The 20658-nt window shown below is 75.2% G+C and carries 19 protein-coding genes; 12 read left to right on the top strand and 7 right to left on the bottom strand.

Annotated elements, in window-relative coordinates; all coding sequences use genetic code 11:
• Positions 1 to 194: 194 nt before the first annotated feature.
• Complete coding sequence (locus tag ACWDCZ_RS13620; RefSeq protein ID WP_049655027.1) at positions 195 to 1118, bottom strand: DUF4231 domain-containing protein; 924 nt, start codon at positions 1116 to 1118, stop codon at positions 195 to 197.
• Between the two features lie 131 nt (positions 1119 to 1249).
• Here ACWDCZ_RS13620 and ACWDCZ_RS13615 point away from each other — a divergent pair, with 131 nt between their 5' ends.
• Positions 1250 to 1699, top strand: a complete 450-nt coding sequence (locus tag ACWDCZ_RS13615) for a VOC family protein (protein WP_449816014.1) — start codon at positions 1250 to 1252, stop codon at positions 1697 to 1699.
• Positions 1700 to 1782: 83 nt separating this feature from the next.
• Here ACWDCZ_RS13615 and ACWDCZ_RS13610 read toward each other — a convergent pair whose 3' ends face one another.
• Together ACWDCZ_RS13610 and ACWDCZ_RS13605 are read right to left on the bottom strand one after the other, a co-directional pair.
• Positions 1783 to 2241 carry an RICIN domain-containing protein gene (locus ACWDCZ_RS13610; protein WP_375876451.1) on the bottom strand — a complete coding sequence of 153 codons (459 nt, stop codon included), beginning with the start codon at positions 2239 to 2241 and terminating at the stop codon, positions 1783 to 1785.
• Between the two features lie 195 nt (positions 2242 to 2436).
• Entirely contained in the window at positions 2437 to 3897 is a 1461-nt protein-coding gene (locus ACWDCZ_RS13605) for an NCS2 family permease (protein ID WP_049655021.1), read from the bottom strand.
• A 176-nt stretch (positions 3898 to 4073) separates the two neighbouring features.
• On the opposite strand from ACWDCZ_RS13605, the gene ACWDCZ_RS13600 reads away from it, so the two are divergent.
• From ACWDCZ_RS13600 to ACWDCZ_RS13590, 3 genes are all read left to right on the top strand, one after another.
• A complete protein-coding gene (locus ACWDCZ_RS13600) occupies positions 4074 to 4388 on the top strand; it encodes a DUF2530 domain-containing protein (RefSeq protein ID WP_388049138.1) in 315 nt (104 codons plus the stop codon).
• Between the two features lie 52 nt (positions 4389 to 4440).
• Entirely contained in the window at positions 4441 to 6900 is a 2460-nt protein-coding gene (locus tag ACWDCZ_RS13595; RefSeq protein ID WP_449816013.1) for an HAD-IC family P-type ATPase, read from the top strand.
• 81 nt (positions 6901 to 6981) lie between these two features.
• Positions 6982 to 7251 carry a hypothetical protein gene (locus ACWDCZ_RS13590; protein ID WP_049655012.1) on the top strand — a complete coding sequence of 90 codons (270 nt, stop codon included), beginning with the start codon at positions 6982 to 6984 and terminating at the stop codon, positions 7249 to 7251.
• On the opposite strand, the gene ACWDCZ_RS13585 is transcribed toward ACWDCZ_RS13590, so the two are convergent.
• On the bottom strand, positions 7215 to 10511 hold the full coding sequence (locus ACWDCZ_RS13585; protein ID WP_380740368.1) for a sacsin N-terminal ATP-binding-like domain-containing protein: 3297 nt from the start codon (positions 10509 to 10511) through the stop codon (positions 7215 to 7217). The two genes, ACWDCZ_RS13590 and ACWDCZ_RS13585, sit on opposite strands and share 37 nt — an antisense overlap.
• 222 nt (positions 10512 to 10733) lie before the next feature.
• A complete protein-coding gene (locus ACWDCZ_RS13580; protein WP_049659506.1) occupies positions 10734 to 11615 on the bottom strand; it encodes a DUF3027 domain-containing protein in 882 nt (293 codons plus the stop codon).
• Between the two features lie 572 nt (positions 11616 to 12187).
• Here ACWDCZ_RS13580 and ACWDCZ_RS13575 point away from each other — a divergent pair.
• The 4 genes from ACWDCZ_RS13575 to ACWDCZ_RS13560 all read left to right on the top strand — a co-directional run bounded on the left by ACWDCZ_RS13575 (position 12188) and on the right by ACWDCZ_RS13560 (position 15767).
• A complete protein-coding gene (locus ACWDCZ_RS13575; RefSeq protein WP_449816032.1) occupies positions 12188 to 13540 on the top strand; it encodes an MFS transporter in 1353 nt (450 codons plus the stop codon).
• Between the two features lie 73 nt (positions 13541 to 13613).
• Positions 13614 to 14144, top strand: a complete 531-nt coding sequence (locus tag ACWDCZ_RS13570; RefSeq protein WP_049659504.1) for a hypothetical protein — start codon at positions 13614 to 13616, stop codon at positions 14142 to 14144.
• A 10-nt stretch (positions 14145 to 14154) separates the two neighbouring features.
• Positions 14155 to 14904 carry a futalosine hydrolase gene (locus tag ACWDCZ_RS13565; RefSeq protein WP_380740370.1) on the top strand — a complete coding sequence of 250 codons (750 nt, stop codon included), beginning with the start codon at positions 14155 to 14157 and terminating at the stop codon, positions 14902 to 14904.
• Between the two features lie 11 nt (positions 14905 to 14915).
• Positions 14916 to 15767 carry a 1,4-dihydroxy-6-naphthoate synthase gene (locus ACWDCZ_RS13560; protein WP_079272738.1) on the top strand — a complete coding sequence of 284 codons (852 nt, stop codon included), beginning with the start codon at positions 14916 to 14918 and terminating at the stop codon, positions 15765 to 15767.
• A gap of 49 nt (positions 15768 to 15816) precedes the next feature.
• On the opposite strand, the gene ACWDCZ_RS13555 is transcribed toward ACWDCZ_RS13560, so the two are convergent.
• Positions 15817 to 16200: a cold-shock protein gene (locus ACWDCZ_RS13555; RefSeq protein WP_049658465.1), complete on the bottom strand. Its 384-nt coding sequence runs from the start codon at positions 16198 to 16200 to the stop codon at positions 15817 to 15819.
• A 470-nt stretch (positions 16201 to 16670) separates the two neighbouring features.
• Here ACWDCZ_RS13555 and ACWDCZ_RS13550 point away from each other — a divergent pair, with 470 nt between their 5' ends.
• Positions 16671 to 16910: a hypothetical protein gene (locus ACWDCZ_RS13550; RefSeq protein ID WP_049658468.1), complete on the top strand. Its 240-nt coding sequence runs from the start codon at positions 16671 to 16673 to the stop codon at positions 16908 to 16910.
• Positions 16911 to 16955: 45 nt separating this feature from the next.
• On the opposite strand, the gene ACWDCZ_RS13545 is transcribed toward ACWDCZ_RS13550, so the two are convergent.
• Positions 16956 to 17585, bottom strand: a complete 630-nt coding sequence (locus ACWDCZ_RS13545) for an HAD family hydrolase (RefSeq protein ID WP_049658472.1) — start codon at positions 17583 to 17585, stop codon at positions 16956 to 16958.
• Between the two features lie 99 nt (positions 17586 to 17684).
• Between ACWDCZ_RS13545 and ACWDCZ_RS13540 the strand changes: the two genes are divergently transcribed.
• The 3 genes from ACWDCZ_RS13540 to ACWDCZ_RS13530 are packed head-to-tail and all read left to right on the top strand — an operon-like array spanning position 17685 to position 20643.
• Complete coding sequence (locus tag ACWDCZ_RS13540; protein WP_049658474.1) at positions 17685 to 18728, top strand: FecCD family ABC transporter permease; 1044 nt, start codon at positions 17685 to 17687, stop codon at positions 18726 to 18728.
• On the top strand, positions 18725 to 19825 hold the full coding sequence (locus ACWDCZ_RS13535; protein WP_449816012.1) for a FecCD family ABC transporter permease: 1101 nt from the start codon (positions 18725 to 18727) through the stop codon (positions 19823 to 19825). The genes ACWDCZ_RS13540 and ACWDCZ_RS13535 overlap by 4 nt, the downstream gene beginning before the upstream one ends.
• Entirely contained in the window at positions 19825 to 20643 is an 819-nt protein-coding gene (locus tag ACWDCZ_RS13530; RefSeq protein ID WP_074005463.1) for an ABC transporter ATP-binding protein, read from the top strand. Before ACWDCZ_RS13535 ends, ACWDCZ_RS13530 begins: the two co-directional genes overlap by 1 nt.
• Positions 20644 to 20658: the final 15 nt, after the last annotated feature.

The raw sequence follows: 20658 nt of genomic DNA, 5'->3' as shown, positions 1-20658 counted from the left end.
CCGGCGGGAACTGGGGTCGCGCGCAGGCGATGAAACCAGGGCATGGACACGTAACGATTACGGTCCGCACCTGGGCGCCCTACTCTCACGCACCCCGCACACCCGCACCCCGCGTTTCGCCGGATCTCCCCAAGTCCCCGCTCCGGTCGAGTACTCTGCGCCGCTCCCGCCCCCGCCCGTCCCGCGGCCCCGACTCAGCGCGGGAACGCCCGGCGGGCCCGCCAGGTGGTGTGCTCCCGGGAGACCGCGTCCTCCGCCTCGGCAGCCAGCCGGGCCCAACGGGCCTCGGCGTCCGGCGCCTTGAGGTCGAGGTCGGACAGCTGGTTGCCGACGTTCTCCAGCTCCCGCGCGGCCAGTTGGTAGGCGGCGGCCAGCGGGCCGAGCTGCTTGAGCTGCGTCCAGGCGATGATCGCCGCGGCCGCGGCCGAGGTGGCGCCGAAGACGTGCACCGGCAGCGCGCCGGTGGCCTGGGCGATGGCCGCCGCAGCACCGACGATGATCAGCACCGCGACGCCGAGCCCCCAGGAGACCGCCTGCGAGTCGCAGGCCTCGGCCCGGGAGCGGTACCAGGTGCGCTGGCCCTCGACCCGGGTGCGCAGGTAGAGCGTGCGCCGGGCGGTCAGGCTCTCGGCGCGCTGCCGGCGCATCTCCGGGGTGATCTCGGCGACGCTGCCGGGCGGCACGATCTCCGGGTCCTCGAAGGCCCGCAGCACGTCCTCGACCTGGAGCAGGTAGCCGCGGTCGGTGTCCTCGGACTCGGCCGCACCGTCGAACGGCCGGGCCCGGACGGTGTACTTCCAGGCCAGCGTCTTGACCGACTCGGCCGCCGCCCGGGCCTGGTACCAGCGGCCCTGCGGGTTGCCGCGGCGCAGCCGGGACCAGAAGTAGCCGGCCACCAGGAAGGCGGCGACCGAGAACAGCGGCCAGATGTCGAGGGCGTTCTTGTCGTCCGGGTCGGGGAACGACCCGATCACGGCGGCGACCACCAGCATCGCGATCAGGCCGCGGTACCAGCGCAGCGTCTCCCGCTGGCCGTCCAGCGAGGCCTTGTCCGTCGTCCAGAACAGCTCCGGCAGCAGCTGCGCCTCGACGCCCCCCGGCGGATCCTGTTGCACCATCGGTCGAGTCCCCTCCCCCTTCTCCGTCCAGCCAGTATTCCCACCGCCAACTGGCCTACACGGGCGCCTTTTTGACAACTTCCGACGGCCGGCCATTGCCCGACCCCCGGGTAACCGGTAGAAACGGTTACATGCCGCTGCACTGGAAGCTCGTCATCGACTGCGCCGACCCGCACCGCCAGGCCGCCTTCTGGGCCGCCGCCCTGGAGTACACGCTGGAGGACCACGGCGCGCTGATCACCCGGCTGCTCGCCGCCGGCGCGGTCGGCCCGGAGGCCCTCACCGAGGTGGACGGCCACCCGGCCTGGCGCTCCCTGGCCGCCGTCCGCCACCCCGAGGACCCGTTCGACCCGGCCTCGGACACCGGCCTCGGCCGCCGCGTCCTGTTCCAGGCCGTCCCCGAGCCCCGGCAGGGCAAGAACCGCCTGCACCTCGACGTCCACCCCGGCCCGGGCGAGCGCGAGGCCACCGTCGCCCGCCTCACCGCCCTCGGCGCCACCGTCCTCCGCCACGTCGACGAGCCCGGCGGCGCCTGGACGGTCATGCAGGATCCCGAGGGCAACGAGTTCTGCGTCCACTGACCCGCCCCCGGCGCGCGAAGGGGCCGGCGGCGGTCGACTGCCCGACCACCGCCGGCCCCACGGGCACGGCCCGGCGCCGTCCGTCAGAGGACGGCCCACTCCGGGTGGGACCCGGTCCGACTGCCGACGTAGACGCCCTCGGAGTCGTTGGCCTTCAGGTACCGGCCGGTGAGGACGTTCTTGATGAACGGACCGTCGTAGTCGAAGGTCTCCCACACCTGGCGCAGGTCGCCGGTGCACGGGAGGAGTACGGCGTGGCCCCACGGGTTGCTGGTGTCCACGTCCGTCAGGCACGCGTTCGCCGCGAGGCTGCGGATCTGCCCCGTCCCTTCGCGCGGGACGTCCCAGAGGAACGGCGGCACGGGGACGCACGGGCCCAGCCCGACGGTCTGGTCCGGGTTCACCGCGAGACACCGCCCGAAGTGGAGGTTCTGGATCTGCCCGACCCGGCCCTCGGGCTGCGCCGAGGCGGCCGGGGCCGTCGTCATGGTCAGAGCGAGGACTGCGCCGCCGATCACCGCGGCAGCCGTTGTACGGCTCACGACTGGTTCCTTTCAGGTCATGGGTACGCGGTCATGGGTCCGCGCCCCTACCCGGGAACCTCCCTCGCCGGCAAGGCGCCACGACCGTCCCGTCCGCAGAACAACCCGAAGGTGTGAAGCCCCGCTGCGGCGAATGCCGACGGCCCCGCCCTCCCGAGCGGGAGGACGGGGCCGTCGGAGAACCGGCGGGGGCCGTCAGAGCAGGCCGAAGGCCGGCATCAGGTAGTAGAAGGCGAAGACCGACGCCACCGCGTACATGGGGACGGGGACCTCGCGGCCGCGGCCGGCGGCCAGGCGCAGCACGCAGAAGGCGATGAAGCCCATGCCGATGCCGTTGGTGATGCTGTAGGTGAACGGCATCATCACGATGGTCAGGAAGGCCGGGATCGCGATCGTGTAGTCGGCCCAGTCGATCTCCTTGATCGAGTTGGCCAGGATCAGGAAGCCGACGGTGATCAGGGCCGGGGTGGCGGCCTGGGCCGGGACCATGGTGGCGAGCGGGGTGAGGAAGAGCGCCACCACGAAGAGCAGGCCGGTGACGATCGAGGCGAAGCCGGTCCGGGCGCCCTCGCCGACGCCGGCGGTGGACTCGACGAAGCAGGTGTTGGCGGAGGCCGAGGTGGCGCCGCCGGCCGCGGTGGCGATGCCGTCGACCATCAGGACCTTGTTGATGCCGGGCAGGTCGCCCTTCTCGTCCAGCAGGTGGGCCTCGTCGGCCACGCCGAGGATGGTGCCCATCGCGTCGAAGAAGCAGGACATCAGCACGGTGAAGACGAACAGCAGGCCGGTCAGCACGCCGACCTTCTCGAAGCCGCCGAACAGGCTGACCTTGCCGACCAGGCCGAAGTCCGGCGCGGAGACCGGGTTGCCCGGCCAGGTCGGGACGGTGAGGCCCCACTTGAGCGCCGGGACGTCGGCCACCTTGTCGATGACCGCGGCGAGCGCGGTGGAGACCGCGATGCTGATCAGGATGGCGCCGGGCACCTTGCGGATCAGCAGGACCAGGGTGAGCACCAGGCCGATCACGAAGATCAGCACCGGGAAGCCGAGCAGGTGCCCGTTGCCGCCGAGCTGGAGCGGGACGGTGGTGTGGGCGGCGTCCGGGATGCGGCTGACGAAGCCGGAGTCGACCAGGCCGACCAGGCTGATGAACAGGCCGATACCGATCGCGATGGCCTTGCGCAGGCCGAGCGGGACGGCGTTCATGACCCGCTCGCGCAGCCCGGTGGCGACCAGCAGCATGATCGCGAAACCGGCCAGCACGACCATGCCCATGGCGTCCGGCCAGGTCATCTTGGGGGCGAGCTGGAGCGCCACGATCGTGTTGACGCCGAGTCCGGCGGCCAGGCCGATCGGGACGTTGCCGATGACGCCCATCAGCAGGGTGGTGAGACCCGCGGTGAGGGCGGTGGCGGTGACCAGCTGGGCGCTGTTCAGGTGAGCCCCGGTGACGTCCGTGCCGCTGGCCAGGATGATCGGGTTCAGCACCAGGATGTACGCCATGGTGAAGAAGGTGGCGACACCGCCGCGGATCTCGCGCGGCAGGGTGGAGCCCCGCTCGCTGATCCGGAAGAAGCGGTCGACGGCGCTCGTGGGGGGCTGCGGCGCGGCGTCGGCGGGTTCGGGCGACTCGGTGGTCGGCTGGACCACAGGCATGCGTGCGTCCTCTGTGGGGGAGCTGAGGAGGGGGTGGGAACGCCCGGGGCGACGGTGGCCGGGCGCAGGGCCTCAAGTATCGTTTCCCGATCGCACACGCGCTATCTTCGCGCGTAGAGCCCGCGCGGGGTCACGGCACCCGCACAGCCGCCCCACCGCACCGTACGCTAGGCCCCATGCCCAAGACGCCACTGCACCCCTCGCCCCCTCCGCTGGAGGCCAACGACGTCGCCATCGTCGGCGGCGGCACGGTGCTGTGGTTCATCGCCTTCCTCGCCCTGCTCCCCTTCCAGGGCAGCCTCTCGGCGCACGGCCACGGCACCTGGCCGTGGATCTGCCTCTCCGGCGGCCTGCTGGGCCTGATCGGCCTCTGGTACTGCCGCGCCCGGCGGGACGCGATCGCCCGCGGCCGCGCCGCCGAGGCGGCCGCGCACACGGCCGAACGGACGACCGGCGACGACGGCCAGGACCCGGCCACCCGGTCGGACTGAATAGTCCTTTAGTAGCACGCACCGGACATAAGGCGCCCGTAGAGTCGGTGCCATGACGCAGCCTGCCCAGCCGGCGGAAGAGCAGCCGGCCGACGGAGACCGCCCGGACGGAGCCCACCCCCTCGGCCTGCTGCCCGGCCGACGCGGCGGCCTGACCACCGCCGAGGTCGCCGAACGGGTCGCCCGGGGCCAGGTCAACGACGTCCCCGTACGGTCCAGCCGGTCCACCCGGGAGATCGTCCGCGCCAACGTCTTCACCCGCTTCAACGCGATCATCGGCGTGATGTTCGGGATCATCCTGATCGTCGGTCCGATCCAGGACGGCCTGTTCGGCCTGGTCATCGTGGCCAACACGGCGATCGGCATCATCCAGGAGCTGCGCGCCAAGAAGACCCTGGACAGCCTGGCCCTGATCGGCGAGGCCCGCCCGCAGGTCCGCCGGGACGGCACCGCCCGGCAGGTCGGCGTCTCCGAGATCGTCCTCGACGACACCGTGCTGCTCGGCATCGGCGACAAGGTGATCGTGGACGGCGAGGTCACCGAGGCGGACGGCCTGGAGATCGACGAGTCGCTGCTCACCGGCGAACCCGACCCGGTCCTCAAGCAGCCCGGCGACCAGGTGATGTCCGGCAGCTTCGTGGTGGCCGGCGCCGGCGCGTTCACCGCCACCAAGGTCGGCCGCGAGGCCTACGCGGCCCAGCTCGCCGAGGAGGCCAGCAAGTTCACCCTGGTGAAGTCGGAGCTGCGCACCGGCATCGACAGCATCCTGCGGATCATCACCTACCTGTTGATCCCCACCGCCCTCGGCCTGATCATCAGCCAGCTGGCCGTCGAGGGCCGGGACTGGCGCGAGGCCGTCCGGCGCATGGTGGCCGGCATCGTGCCGATGGTCCCCGAGGGCCTGGTGCTGCTGACCTCGGTCGCCTTCGCGATCGGCGTGGTCCGGCTCGGCCGCAAGCAGTGCCTGGTCCAGGAGCTCCCGGCGATCGAGGGCCTGGCCCGGGTGGACACCGTCTGCCTGGACAAGACCGGCACCCTCACCGAGGGCGGCATGGACGTGGTCGACCTGCGGGTGCTCTCCGACGGGGAGCCCGCCGCCGTCGACAAGGACACCGTCCAACACGCGCTGGCTGTGATGGCCGGCGCCGACGCCCGCCCCAACCCGTCCATGCAGGCGGTCATCGACGCGTACGGGCGCGGCGACGGCGGCGCCGCCTCCGGCCGGAACGGCTGGCGGGTGATCGAGGCGATGCCCTTCTCCTCCGCCCGCAAGTGGAGCGGCGTACAGCTGCTGGAGCCACAGGGCGGCGAGGCCAGCTGGCTGCTCGGCGCGCCCGACGTGCTGCTGCCCGCCGGGCACCCGGCCCTGGCCGAGGTGGACGAACTGGGCGCCCAGGGCCTGCGGGTGCTGCTGCTGGGCCGCACCCCCGTCCCGCTGGACTCCCCCGACCCGGCGGCCGGCCTCACCCCGCTCGCCCTGGTGGTGCTCCAGCAGCGGCTGCGCTCGGACGCCGCCGAGACCCTGCGCTACTTCGAGGGCCAGCGGGTCCGGGCCAAGGTCATCTCCGGCGACTCGGCGGTCTCGGTCGGCGCGGTGGCCGGCCACCTGGGCCTGCCCGGCGCCGACCACCCGCTGGACGCCCGCTCCCTGCCCACCGACCCGGAGCAGCTCGCCGAGACCGCCGATCGGACCAGCGTCTTCGGCCGGGTCACCCCCCAGCAGAAGCGCCAGCTGGTCGGGGCGCTGCAGTCCCGCGGCCACACCGTGGCGATGACCGGAGACGGCGTCAACGACGTGCTCGCGCTCAAGGACGCCGACATCGGCGTGGCGATGGGCACCGGCTCCGACGCCACCAAGGCGGTCGCCCAGATCGTGCTGCTGAACGACTCCTTCGCCTCGCTGCCGTCGGTGGTGGCCGAGGGCCGCCGGGTGATCGGCAACATCGAGCGGGTCGCCTCACTCTTCCTGGTGAAGACCGTCTACTCGGTCCTGCTGGCGCTCCTGGTGATCTTCACCCACTCGCCGTACCCGTTCCTGCCCCGGCACTCCACCGTGCTGTCCTCGCTGACCATCGGCATCCCGGCCTTCTTCCTCGCCCTCGCCCCCAACAACGAGCGGGCCCGCACCGGCTTCGTGAAGCGCGTGCTGCGGCTAGCGGTCCCCGGCGGCGCCATCGCCGGCACCGGCACCTTCGTCGCCTACACGCTCGCCCGCACCGACCACGCGACCGACCTCAAGGCCGACACCAGCGTGGCCACCCTGACGCTCTTCCTGATCGCCATCTGGGTCCTCGCCATCGTCGCCCGCCCGTACAACTGGTGGCGGCTGCTGCTGATCGGCGCCATGGGCGGCGCGTTCGCCCTGGTCCTGCTGGTGCCCCCGCTGAAGTCGTTCTTCGACCTCTCCCTGGTCGGCTACCGCGACCCGCTGACGGGCGTCGCCGTCGCGGTGGTCTGCGGCATCGCCCTGGAGATCGCCTGGCGCGTGATGAAGCGCCGCGGCATGGAGTGACGGAGCCGCCGGCCAGCAGCGCCACCGCGTGTGACAAGCCCCCCGCGCACACCCGATGATGACCCCGGAAGGGGGTGCCGAATGGCACGCAGGGGTGGGGACCTGGAGGCGTTCATCGCCTTCCTGGGCGGCTTGGCGGCGGCCGGACTGGCCGCCCTGGCGATGGCGGGCGTCGGACTGACCGTCCGGCCCACGCCCGCGCTTCGGACCGCCGCGCTGGTGACGCTCGGCGCGGTCTGGCTGACCGCCACCACCGCCGTCTACCGGCGGCTGCGGGCGCGCACCGACCGGCCGACCGGTGCGCGCCGCGGGGCTCAGCCCTCGAAGTCCCGGGCGGCCGAGAGCTCGTAGGCGCGGTCGGGCTCGCTGAGCGCGGCCAGCACCTCGAAGCGGCGGTGCCACTGCCCGACCGACCAGGCCAGCCCTGCGGCGAGGCCCTCCGGGGTCGCCGCGTGCAGCAGGCCGGGCACCGGCGGGACCTCGAACTCGTCGTCCTCGTCGCCGGCCTCGGCCAGCTCCGGGTCGTACGGCGGCTCCGGGGTGTCCGCCCCGGTGTCCCAGCGCCAGTCCACCGCCGCCTCGCCGCCGTCCGGCCCGACGACCAGCAGCTCCTCGTGCTCCTCGTAGGCGACCGGGCAGCCGGGCAGCAGCTCCCGCACCACCGCCGGGACCCGGTGCAGCACGCCCTCGGACAGCACCCGGCCGCCCGCCACCTCGCTGGCCAGCGACACGTGCAGCCGCTCGGCGAGGTCGGCGGCCAGCGCCGGGGCGACCGGCAGCAGCGGGTACGGGTGCAGCAGCTGGACCAGGTCGGGGGCGTCGGCGACGACCGCCTCGGTGGCGTCCACCACCACGGTGTGGGCCGGCCGGCGCCCGGTGTCCGGGTCCATCGGCGGCAGCGCCCGCACCACGTCCAGCGGCTCGATCCGCTCGCGGTCCACCCGGGCCAGCGCGGTGTGGATGCCGTGCAGCTGGCGGTGGCCGACCTCGGCGTCCGGGTCGGTCATCCGGTCCAGCACCTCGTCCGGCCCGTGCGGCTCGGCGAGCAGCGCGGCCAGCGTGGTGCGCACCCCGAGCGCGTGCAGGAACTGCTCGTCCAGGGTGGTGCGGGCCTCGTCGTACAGGCCGCGCAGCAGCGGGTCGGCCCCGGCGGCGCGCAGGCCGGCCGGCTCACGGCCCGCCAGCACCGGGTGGTCGCGCAGCCACCAGGCGGTGTACGGCGGCAGGTCGGCGTACGAGCCGTCCGGCAGCAGGGTGCGCACCGGGCCGACCACGGCCTCCCGGTACGGCGGGCGGGCCAGCGCGGCGAGCGCCTCCGGCCAGGCGTCGTCGTCCACCAGGTCGAGGTCGCGCACGGCCAGCAGCTCGGCGGCGACCGGCGGGACGCCGACCGCCTCGTCGGCCTGCAGCGCCTCCAGCGCGTCCTCGGCCCACTCGGCGAGCCCGTCCGGCGCCTCGTCCAGCAGGCCGGTGGGGTGGCCGCCGGCCGCGCGGTCGGCGGGGACGGTCGGGTCGAGCCGCTCCAGGTCGTCCGGGTCGAGCACCACGTCCTCGGCGCGCACCAGCACGAAGTCGGCCAGCACGCCGACCGCGGCGAGCACCTCGGACCCCCAGCGCTCCAGCAGCTCGTCGTCCACCCAGCCGGCGTCCTCCTCGCGGGCGAGCGCGGCGAACGGGCTTCCGGGCAGCACGAGTTCGCCGGCCCGGGCGGGCTCGCCCTCGTCGTCGAGCAGCGCCAGCCGGGCCAGCCAGGGGTGGGCGCCCGGCTCCGGGGCGGCGGCCTTCACCAACGCCAGGACGGCGTCGGCGAGTTCGAGCGCCGCGTCGAGGTCGTCCTCGGCCAGCTCGTAGGAGCGGGCGACGGCGGCCCGCGCCTCGGGGGTGTCCAGCACCCCGGCCGGGGTGGCGGTGCCGGCGCCGAGCCTGGCCAGCAGCGGGTGGGCGGCCTCGGGGTGGGCCAGCCGCAGGTCGAGCGCCGCGAGCGCGCCCGCGAGCGACCCGGGGTAGCCGGGGAAGGCCGCCCAGTCGGCGTCCTCGGAGGGCAGCAGGACGCGCCGCGGCCCGGTGACCGTCCGCCCGTCGGCGAGCGGGACGGGCAGCGCGCCGAGCGCCTCCGGGTCGGCCGCGCCGAGCGCCGCGTACAGGTTGCGCCACCACGCGGGCTCGCGGTCCAGGCCGCCGAGCTGGTCCACCACCTCGGCCAGCGGCACCCGGCGCACGTTCAGCACCCGCAGCTCGGTACGGCGCTCCAGGCCGGCCGGCAGCAGCCCGGGGAAGATCGGCGAGAGCGCCTCGACCACCGAGCCGTCCGCGCCCTCCAGCAGCGTCGCGTCCCGGGGCCGCAGCGCGGGCGTGCCCTCCTCGACCGGCGCCGGGTGCGGCAGGAACGGCGTGTCGGGCAGCCGGGAGAGCACCCCGGCGCGCAGCGCGTTGTCCAGCGCGCCCTGGCCGAGCGGGGCCGGGACGAGGCCGAGCGAGCCGAGGTCGGCGCCACGGGCGCGCAGCAGCTCGGCGTAGCTGTCGGCGGCCCGCTCGGTGAGGAAGTCGGCCAGCGGGCCGGGGGCGACGTGCCGGCGGGTGGAGTCCAGCGGGTAGGAGGCGATCAGCAGCGCGGGCAGGCCGACCGGCTCGTCGCTGGGGGTGGGCGCGTGCAGCACGGAGGCGATCCGGGGCCGCTGCGGGGCGCCGTCCTCGCCGACCGGCACGGCCCAGGTCACCGTCCAGTACGGGCGGGCGCGCTCCTCGGTGGGCCGGTCGGCCAGCAGCTCGGCGGCGAGCGTGCCGGAGGCGCCGGCGGTCTGCCAGACCGTCCGCCGCGGCCGGCCGTCCGCGTCGTCGGTGACGGTGACCTCGGTGACCCCGTCCGGGCGGGTCTCGGCGGCGTCCCGGGTGAGCGTCCGGACGCCGTCCGGGGTCTCCACCACGACCTCGCGCAGGCCGGGCAGGGTGAGCAGCAGCGCGTCGTCGATCCCGGCCAGCAGACGGCGGGTCAGGTCCTCGGCGGCGGCGTCCCGCAGCGGCAGCACGACCACCGTGTCGTAGCCCTCCGGGGCGGTGCCCTCGGCCGCGAACGGCAGCCGCAGCAGCGGCACGTGGCCGTCCCGGCGGCGCAGCTCCTCGGCCAGCTCGGGCTGGGCCCCGGCCAGCGACCGGGCCTCGCCGAGCGACCAGCGCACCCCGCCGCCGGCGCCCAGCACGGCGGGCTCGTCGGTGACCGCGAGGACGGCGGCGAAGCCGACCCCGAACCGGCCCACGGCGGGCGCCTCGCCGCGCTTGGAGGAGGCGCGCAGGGTGGACAGCGACTCGACGGCGGCCGCGTCCAGCGGGGCGCCGGTGTTGGCGGCGGCGAGCACGCCGTCGGCGAGGGTCAGCCGCAGCCGGCCGGGGCCGTGGCCGGCCCGGACCGCGGCGTCGGCCGCGTTCTGCGCCAACTCGACCACCAGGCGGTCCCGGTAGCCGCCGAGCGCCAGCTCCTCCTCGGCGTTGGCGTCCTCCCGGAACCGGGACGGCGAGGCGGCCCAGGCGTCCAGCACCCGCCGGCGCAGCGCGGCGCTCCCGAAGGGGTCCGCGAGGTGCTCGTCCGTGCCGCTGCCGATGATCCGAGGTTCCACTGGACCTGCCACCTTCCGCTGCCCTGTTCGTCGTAGGGCATTCTTCCCTGCCCCACCGACTGCTCCCGACCACGGACCCCGCCGGCCTCGGCCCCGGGACGGCGCCGACGGCGCCCCCGCCGCCCGCCCGGAGCCGCGCGGAACCGTCCGGACAGCACCGCGGCCCGCACCGGTCGGTGACCGGGCGGGCCGCGGAAGCCTAGGCTCAGGAAGGCCCGGGGCTCAGGAGTGGCCGAGCTCCTCGGCCGGACCGTCGGGCTCGACGGAGCCGGAGGCGCGGTCCGGGTGCAGCGGCAGCGGCTCGACCACCAGCTCGTCCAGGATCAGCTCGGACGGCGCCGGCGGAGCCGGGATGACGGCCGCCTCGGAGTGCCCGCCGCAGCCGTACGCGAAGGAGACGATCTGGCCGTCGGCCGGACCGAACTCGTTGCCGCACACGCCGAAGGCCTGCCCGAGCGAGCCGCCGATCGGCACCAGGAAGCCGCAGCTCGCGCACGAGGCCGGGGCGGCCTGCGCCATCGGGGTCTGCGGGCCGTGGGACTTCTCCCAGCGCTCGGCGGCCAGGTGCAGGCCGAGCCGGGAGAGCACCCGGCTGCGGCCGAGGCCCAGCTCCTCGGCGACGGCGTTGATCCGGGCGCGGGCCGGAGCGGGCTGGACGTGCGGGTCGGTGACGACCAGGTCCTCGTCGTCCACCAGGGCGACCGCGGAGTTCGGCGCCGGCTCGTCCTCGCCGGTCCAGCCGGGCTCCAGCCGCAGGTCGTCGGCGCCGGTGGGCAGCAGGTCGCCCGGGCCCATGTCGCCGGGGCGCAGCCGGTCGCTCCACGGCACCCACTCGGGGGCGAGCACCGCGTCGGCGCCCGGCAGCAGCACGACCTCGTCCAGGGTCACGTTCTTGGCGCGCGGGGCGCGGGCGACGGTGACCGCCCAGTGCCACCCGCGGTAGGCCGCGTCCAGGCACTCGAAGGTGTGGGTGACGACGCGGTCGGCGTCGGCCTGGACGCCCAGGTGCGGCCCGACGGCCTCCGCACCGACGGCCTCCTCGGCGGCCTGGCGGGCGAGTTCGACGGCCTCGGCACAGAGCCGGTCGGGGGTACGGCTTCGCATCGCAGCACTCACGGCGTCGATTCTCTCCCAGTTCTTCTGTCGCCCACGGCGTGTTGCCTGTTCCGTCGCGGCTCGGTGTCCCTCGTCCATTCTGCGCGACCGGGAGCCCCCTCGGGTACCGGCCGCGCCGCTCGACCGGCCTGCCGGCGCCCCGGCGCTCCGGCGGGTCGACCTTGGGCAGGCTACCCGTCGGCCGGTGCCCCGGCACAGTCCGGGGCGGACACGGCCGCTCCGGGGCCGCGCCGAGCGGAGTCCGGTCCCGCGTCGGCTCGGCGTTTCTGGGGCAGGATGGGCTTGTGGCGGACCACGACCCGTCGCAGCACGCACTGCGCGCCCCGCAGGCCGGCAGCCCCGACCAGGCGGACGCCGTGCCGCGACAGCAGCCCCCGGTCCCCGGCGCGGACGAACCGCAGCCGGCGGACGGCCCCGAGGCGCCCGCCGGCCCCCCGGACCGGCCCGGGAACGAGGCCCCGGAGACGCCAGGAGCCCCCGACCGGACCGCGCGGCAGCCGGACGGGCACGGGGACGAGGACGAGTTCGGGGACGAGGTCCCCGAGCCCCGCCGGCACTTCCTGGTCCGCACCGCCTCCGCCGCCGGCTCCCGCACCGGCAAGGTGGTGCACGGCACCGGCCGGCGGATCCGCCGGGCCACCGCCGCCGAGGGCGCGGGCGAGTCCGGCCTCGCCAAGCTGATCGAGCTGCACGCGCTCAACTCCTTCGGCGACATGCTGATCACCATCGCGCTGGCGTCCACCATCTTCTTCTCGGTGCCCACCGGCGAGGCCCGCGGCCGGGTCGCGCTCTACCTGCTGATCACGATGGCCCCGTTCGCCCTCCTCGCCCCGGTGGTCGGCCCGCTGCTGGACCGCCTCCCGCACGGCCGCCGGGCGGCCATGGCGATGGCCATGCTGGCCCGCGCCGTGCTGGCCTGGACGATGGCCGGGGTGATCGCCGGCGGCGGTATCGCGCTCTACCCGGAGGCGCTCGGCGTGCTGGTCGCGTCCAAGGCGTACGGGGTGGTGCGCAGCGTGGTGGTGCCCCGGCTGCTGCCGAGCCGGCTGTCCCTGGTGAAGGCGAACTCCCGGGTCACCCTGGCCGGGCTGCTGGCCACCGGCGTGGCCGCCGCGGTGGGCGGGCTGCTGCACCTGATCGGGCCCGGCTGGCCGCTGCGCGGCGCCTTCCTGGTGTTCGTCGTCGGCACCCTGATGGCCTTCCACCTGCCGCCCACGGTGGACTCCGCCAAGGGCGAGCAGCGGGCCGTCCTGCACGCCGAGGTGCACGGCGAGGGCCCGCACCTGATCCACCACCGGCCGCCGCCGGTCAAGGCCTCGCTGCGCACGGTCGGCCCCTCGGTGATCCTGGCGCTGCGGGCGATGTCGGCGATGAAGTGGCTGGTCGGCTTCCTGGTGATGTTCCTGGCCTTCCTGCTGCGGGAGGAGCCGATCGGCGGGCTGCGGCCGACGGTGGCGCTGGGCCTGGTGGCGCTGGCGGCCGGGACGGGCAACGCGCTGGGCTCGGTGCTCGGCTCCTGGCTGCGCACCCGGGGCCCGGAGGCGACGGTCGCCGCGATGCTGCTGCTGGCGACCTGCGTGACGGCGGCGGCCGCGCTCTGGTACGGCGTGGTGACGGTGGTTCTGGTCGCCGGGGTGGCCGGGATGGCGGCCTCGCTGGGCAAGCTGGCGCTGGACGCGCTGATCCAGCGGGACGTCCCGGAGGCGGTGCGGACCTCGGCGTTCGCCCGGTCGGAGACCCTGATGCAGGTGTCCTGGGTGGCCGGCGGCGCGGTCGGCATCCTGCTGCCGCTGAACGGGGAGCTGGGCCTGTCGATCGCCGCCGGGGTGGTCGGCCTGGCGCTGCTGTGGACGCTCCGCTCGCTCTTCCGGGTGGGCCTGCGGCGGCACCCGGCGACCCCCCGGGTGGCCTGAACGGGGCGGTGCGGCAACACGCGGTGCCTACCCCCGCGTCGCGTGATCGGCCCGGCCCGGTAGATTCTGACGCATGAGCCTCAATTCCCGTGCCATCGCCGCCCTCGGCGCCGTCGTCGTGGTCGGCGCCGCCACGGTGGGCACCTCCGTCGCCATCGCCGCCGGCCAGACCGAGCACATCTCCCACCAGGCCACGCTCACGGTGGGCAACTCCTCGGTCGTCGCGCAGCCGCTGTGCTGGAACGGCGGCAGCCCGCTCACCGAGGACCAGCAGCAGCAGTGCCAGGAGGACGCGACCAAGGCGCTGAAGGACGGCTCGCTGCCCTCCTCGGACGTCGTGGGCAGCGACCGGGTCGGCGTCGGCGTCTCGCCGAACGTGGCCGACACGGGCTGGTGGGCCTTCACCAACGGCGGCTCCGCCAACCAGGGCGGGCGCTACAGCCTGTTCTCGGCCGCCAAGGGCCAGACCTGGTCCGGCGCCCAGGCCGCGGGCAAGCTGCTGAACTCCAGCGGCAAGACCGTGGTGACCGTGGTCGAGGGCGACCCGAACCAGGAGGCCCCGATCGCCGTCTGGTACTTCCAGCTGAACACCCAGGACAGCTGACGGTCCCGCGATGACCGCGCACGCCGTCGCCGACGGCCGAGGCGAGCGGTCGGACCCCGCGGGGGCCCGGCTGCTCGTCGTCGTCGCGGTCGCCGCCGAGGCCGAGGCGGTGCTGCGCGGCCTGCCCGGCGGGTCCGCCGCGCTGCCGCTGCCCGGCGGCACGCTGCACCGGGCCCTGGCGGTGCCGGTGGACGTGCTGGCCGCCGGGGTCGGCCCGGCCGCCGCCGCGGCCGCCGCCGCCACCGCGCTGGCGGCCCACCCGTACACCCTGGCCGTCTCGGCCGGGATCGCCGGCGGCTTCGCCCCGCTCGCCCCGGTCGGCGCCACCGTGCTGGCCGACGCGATCGTGGCCGCGGACCTCGGCGCCGAGACCCCCGAGGGCTTCGCCGACGTCACCGAGCTGGGCTTCGGCACCGTCCGGCACACCCCGCCGCCGGCCGCCGTCGCGCTGGCCGCGCGGGCGCTGGACGCCGTGACCGGCCCGGTGCTGACCGTCTCCACCGTCACCGGCAGCGCCGAGCGCGCCGCCGCGCTGGCCGCCCGCCACCCGGGCGCCGTCGCCGAGGCGATGGAGGGCTTCGGCGTGGCCGAGGCCGCCGCCCGGTACGGCGTGCCGGCCCTCGAACTGCGCACCGTGTCCAATCCGGTGGGCCCGCGCGACCGGGCCGCCTGGCGGATCGGCGAGGCGCTGGCCGCCCTGGAACGGGCCTTCGCCGCCCTGCCCGTCCACGAGCTGGCATCCGCACCACGAACCGATTGAGGAGGCCGGCCGTGGCTGAACGGCTGAGCATCGCGTACTCGCCCTGCCCGAACGACACCTTCGTCTTCCACGCCTGGGCGCACGGCCTGGTGCCCGGGGCGGACGCCCCCGAGGTGACCTTCGCCGACATCGACATCACCAACGGGCAGGCCGAGCGCGGCGAGCTGGACGTGCTGAAGATCAGCTACGGCGCGCTGCCCTGGGTCCTGGAGCAGTACGCCCTGCTGCCCTGCGGCGGCGCGCTGGGCCGCGGCTGCGGCCCGCTGGTGCTCACCCTGCCGGGCGTGGACTCCCCCGCCGACCTGGCCGGGAAGACCGTCGCGGTGCCCTCCGAGCGCTCCACCGCCTACCTGCTGTTCCGGCTCTGGGCGGCGAAGGCGGTGCCGGGCGGCTTCGGCGAGATCGTCGTCCTGCCGTTCCACGAGATCATGCCCGCCGTCCGGGACGGCCGGGTGGACGCCGGCCTGGTGATCCACGAGGCCCGCTTCACGTACCAGCAGTACGGCCTGCACAGCCTGGCCGACATGGGCGAGGCCTGGGAGCGGGAGACCGGCCTGCCGATCCCGCTGGGCGCGATCGTCGCCCGGCGCTCGCTCGGCGCCGAGCGGCTGCGGGAGATCGCCGACGCGATCCGCTCCTCCGTCCGGCAGGCCTGGGCGGACCCGGCCGCGAGCCGCGGGTACGTGCTGGCGCACGCCCAGGAGATGGACCTGGACGTCGCCGAGCAGCACATCGGGCTGTACGTCACCGAGTTCACCGAGGACCTCGGCGAGGAGGGCTACGCGGCCGTCCGCGCGCTGCTCACCCGGGCCGCCGCGGAGGGGCTGGTGCCCCCGCTCGACCCGGGTGCGCTGGCGTTCTAGAGCGTTCCGACTTCAGCGCGTTCCGGCTCCAGGGCTGTCCGGCTCCCCGTCAGACGTCGAAGTTGTCGGCCACCGCGCGCAGCAGGCCGGCCAGCTTCTGGCCGGTCGGCTTGGCGGGGTAGCGCCCGCGCTGGAGGCCGGGCAGCACCGCGTCCAGCGTGGTGATCAGGTCCTGGACGATCGGCGCCATGTCGTCGGCGCTCCGCCGCTGGGCGGCGGCCACCGAGGGCAGTGCGTCCAGCAGCTGCACGGCCATCGCCTGGTCCCCGCGGTGGCCGGCGACCACGCCGAACTCGACCCGCTGACCCGGCTTCAGCGACGTGACACCGTCGGGCAGCGCCTTGGTGTGGACGAAGACGTCCCCGCCGTCGTCGCGCGACAGGAAGCCGAAGCCCTTCGTCTCGTTGAACCACTTGACCTGGCCGGTGGGCATCTCGAACAGTCCTCGAATGGGTGTGAGGGATCCCGGCCCTGGCCGGGGATCACTGGGTGGTGGGGAAAGGCGGCCGACCTCGGCTCGGCGCCCGTGGGCGCTCGTGGCCGGCACGCGGTCAGGAGCAGACTAACCGTCCGTCACTGCCTCATCCGCGTTCCGCGAGGGACCCGCGTTCCGAGGCCCGGTGGGGGCGGCGGGAACGGGATCTCGCGGTCACGGGCGACCCGGCACTGGCACGGCCGGGGCGCGGCTCCGCGCGGTCCATCGGCTCACACCCCCGGGTCTGAGGACGCGGGGCGCACCTGTAGCGCCCCTCGGCACCCCGTGCATACCCCCGCTCAACAGGGATCAAAACGTTCAGCTGCCGGGAAACTGCGCAACGTGACCGGCCCGCTCCGGTGGGCCTCCCCGGCGGCCGCTCTGCCAGACTGGGGGCAGTTCCGACCGGCCCGTAGGAGTGAGCAGACGTGAGCAGCCAGAGCGCCGACCCCGGCGACGTGTACGTCAAGGCCGGGGTGATCGTCTTCGGTCTCGGCGCGCTCGCCACCCTGGTCACCTTCGTCCCGCTGTTCCTGCACCTGACGCCGCTGCCGACGGCCGCGTACTGGCTGAGCATGCTGATGCCGGCCGGCTTCCTGGCCGCGCTGACCGGACTGCTGCTGAACGCGCGGGCCCAGCGCCGCCGGATCGAGCCGGTCGAGTCCTGAGGCCCTCCGGCTCCTGAGGCCCGCGGGCCTGCTCCGGCGCCCGCCCTAGCGGTCGGCCAGGTGGCCGGCGAGCCAGTCCGGGAAGCCGGTGAGGTCGTCCAGCACCACGTCCGCGCCCGCCTCGTGGAGTTCCCGCGCGCTGTACGGGCCGGTGGGCACGCAGACCGCGAGGGCGTCGGCGTGCCGGGCCCCGCGGATGTCGCCGAGGTGGTCGCCGACGTAGACGCTCGCGCCGTGCTCGCGCAGCGCGTCGCCCTTGGTCTCCGCCCACAGGTCGCCGATCACGGTGTCCGCGGCCAGCCCGGCGTGCTCCAGGTGGAGGCGGGCGTTCGGCTCGTACTTGCCGGTGATCACCGCGACCCGGCCGCCGTGGGCGCGGACCGCCTCGACGGCGGCGTGGGCGCCGGGCAGGGCCACGGTCGGGGCGAAGGCGTGGTCGCGGTAGAGCTCGCGGTAGCGGGTGACGGCCCGCTCCACCTCGTGCTCCGGGAACCAGTTGCGGATCTCGTCCAGCAGCGGCGGGCCGAGCCGGGTGACCACCAGGTCGGCGTCGATGGGGGTGCCGGTCTCGGCGGAGAGCGCCAGGTAGGTGGCGCGGATACCCGGCCGGGTGTCCAGCAGCGTCATGTCGAGGTCGAAGCCGACGGTGAGCGGGGCGGGTGAGGTCGCGGGCATGCCGCCAGGCTACCCAACGGGTGCCCCGGGCCACGAGGCGATTTGCCCGGGCTTCACGGCGGAACTTAGGTTTGCCTGAGTTGTCAGCGGAGAGGGCCCATGACCGACACCAGCGCACCGCCCGGTGCGCCCCGCGCGCCGTACCGCGCGCCGCGGCGCCGAATACTGTGGCTGGCCGCCGCACTCGTCGTGCTGGCCGCCGCGGTGCTGCTGAGCCTGGCGGTCGGCAGCCGGACCATCCCGTTCGGCGACACGCTGGACGCCCTGCTGCACGGCGGCGACACCGCGAACGCCGTGGTGGTCCGCGAGCTGCGGGTGCCGCGCACCGTCGTCGGACTGGCCGTCGGCGCGGCGCTCGGCCTGGCCGGGGCCGTCATGCAGGGCCTGACCCGCAACCCGATCGCCGACCCCGGCATCCTCGGCGTCTCCCAGGGCGCGGCGGCCGGCGTGGTGGTCGCCATCTCCGGCTTCGGCGTCTCCACCCTCACCGGGTACGTCTGGTTCGGCTTCGCCGGCGCGGTGATCGCCACCGTGCTGGTGTACGGGCTCGCCGGGCGCGGCCGGGGCGGGGCCACGCCGATCAAGCTGGCGCTGGCCGGCTCGGCGACGTCCGCCTTCATCGCCTCGCTCAACACCCTGGTGCTGACCACCGACGCGGCCACCATGGACCAGTTCCGCTTCTGGCACGTCGGCTCGCTCTCCGGACGGACCTCGGACGTGGCCTGGCAGCTGCTGCCGTTCCTGGCCGTCGGCACGGTGCTGGTGGTCGCGGTGGCGCGCGGACTGGACGCGCTGGCGCTCGGCGACGACACCGCGAAGGGGCTGGGCGCCAAGACCGGCCTGGTCCGGGCGGTCGGTGCGCTCGGCGCGACCGTCCTGACCGGCTCGGCGGTCGCGGCGGCCGGCCCGATCGCCTTCGTCGGCCTCGCCGTCCCGCACGCGGCCCGCGCGCTGGCCGGCGCCGACCACCGCTGGATCCTCGCCTTCTCCGCCGTCCTCGGCCCGGCGCTGCTGCTGCTCGCCGACACCCTCGGCCGGGTCCTGTTCCCGCCGTCCGAGGTCCCGGCGGGCGTGATGACGGCGCTGGTCGGCGTCCCGGTGCTGGTGGCCCTGGTCCGCCGCCGCAAGGTGGTGGCGGCATGAGTCCCGTCCCCGGTACGAGCTCCGTCCCCGGCACGGCATCCGTCTCCCGCAAGGGTTCGGTCTCGCTGCGCGGCTACACCGTCGTCCGGGCCGGGCGGGCGTCGTTCCTGGTGCACCGACGCTCGCTGGCCGTCACCGTCGGGCTGCTGGTGGCGCTGGCGGCGACCGTGGTGGCCTCGCTCTGCCTGGGCGAGTCCACCGTCGCGCCGTCCGAGGTGGTCAAGGTGGTGCTCGGCCGGCCGAGCCCGCACGAGCTGGTGGTCGGCGAGTTCCGGCTGCCCCGGGTGGTGGTCGGGCTGCTGGTCGGCCTGGCGCTCGGGCTGGCCGGGGCGCTGATCCAGACCGTCGCCCGCAATCCGCTGGCCAGCCCCGACGTGGTGGGCGTGACCTGGGGCGCGACCGCGACCGTGGTCGGTCTGATGGCGTACGGCGTGGTCGGCTCGACCGGCCAGGCCCCGTACGCGGCGGTGGCCGGCGGCCTGGTGGCCGGGCTGCTGGTGTACGCGCTGGCCTGGCGGCGCGGCCTGCACGCGCAGCGCTTCGTGCTGATCGGCATCGGCATCAGCGTCGCGCTGTCCTCGCTCACGTCCGTCTTCCTCACCAAGGGCGACGGCTTCCAGGCCCAGGCCGCCAAGGTCTGGATGACCGGCAGCCTGAACGGCGCCGGCTACGACCAGGCCGACTGGCTCGCCTGGGTGCTGCTCGCCGCCGTGCCGGTCGCGCTGTGGGCCGCCCGCGCCCAGCGGTCGATCTCCTTCGACGACGCCACCGCCGTCGGCCTCGGCCTGCGCCTGGACCGGATCCGCCTCGGCATGGCGCTGCTCGGCATCGTGCTGGCCTCGTGCGCGGCCGGGGCCGCCGGGCCGGTGGACTTCGTCGCGCTGATGGCCCCGCAGATCGCGCTGCGGCTGGCCCGCTCGGCACAGGTCCCGCTGTTCTGCTCGGCGCTGACCGGCGCGCTGGTGGTGGTCCTCGCCGACCTGGTCGCCCGACGGCTGCTGGCTCCGACGGAACTGCCGGTGGGCGTGGTGACCGGCCTGGTCGGCGCGCCGTACCTGATGTGGCTGCTGATCCGATCCCGCCGTGGAGGTTCCTGATGTCCGAACACCGCCTGGAGGCCCGGGGCCTCACCCTGGCCTACGAGGCGCGCACGGTCGTCGAGGACCTGGACGTGGCCGTCCCGGACGGGCGGGTGACGGTGATCGTCGGCCCGAACGCGTGCGGCAAGTCGACCCTGCTGCGGGCCCTCGGCCGGCTGCTGAAGCCGGTCCGGGGCGCGGTGCTGCTGGACGGCGAGGAGCTGGCGCGGATCCCGACCAAGCGGATCGCCCAGCGGCTCGGCCTGCTGCCGCAGTCGCCGTCCGCCCCCGAGGGCATCTCGGTGGCGGACCTGGTCGCGCGCGGCCGCCAGCCGCACCAGAGCTGGTGGCAGCAGTGGTCGCCGGAGGACGAGGCGGCGGTCGCGGAGGCGCTGGAGCGCACCTCCACCGCCGAGCTGGCCGAGCGGAGCATGGACGAGCTGTCCGGCGGCCAGCGCCAGCGCGCCTGGATCGCGATGGCGCTCGCCCAGGGCACCGACATCCTGCTGCTGGACGAGCCGACCACCTACCTGGACATCGCGCACCAGGTGGAGGTGCTGGACCTGGTCCGCCGGCTGAACGTCGAGCGCGGCCGGACGGTCGTCGCGGTGCTGCACGACCTCAACCAGGCCGCCCGGTACGCCGACCACCTGGTGGCGATGCGGGACGGCCGGGTGGTGGCGCAGGGCGCGCCCGGGGACGTGGTGACGGCCGAGCTGGTGCGGGAGGTGTTCGGACTGGACTCGGTGGTGGTGCCGGACCCGGTGACCGGCACGCCGCTGGTCGTGCCGGGCGCCCCGTGGGCGGCGCTCGCCCCGGACGCCACTCGCGCCTGACGGCCCGCGCTTAAC

Source organism: Kitasatospora sp. NPDC001225 (genome assembly GCF_053597855.1).
The sequence above is the reverse complement of the archived record's forward strand: the minus strand, read 5'-3'. Positions and strand labels throughout refer to the sequence as shown.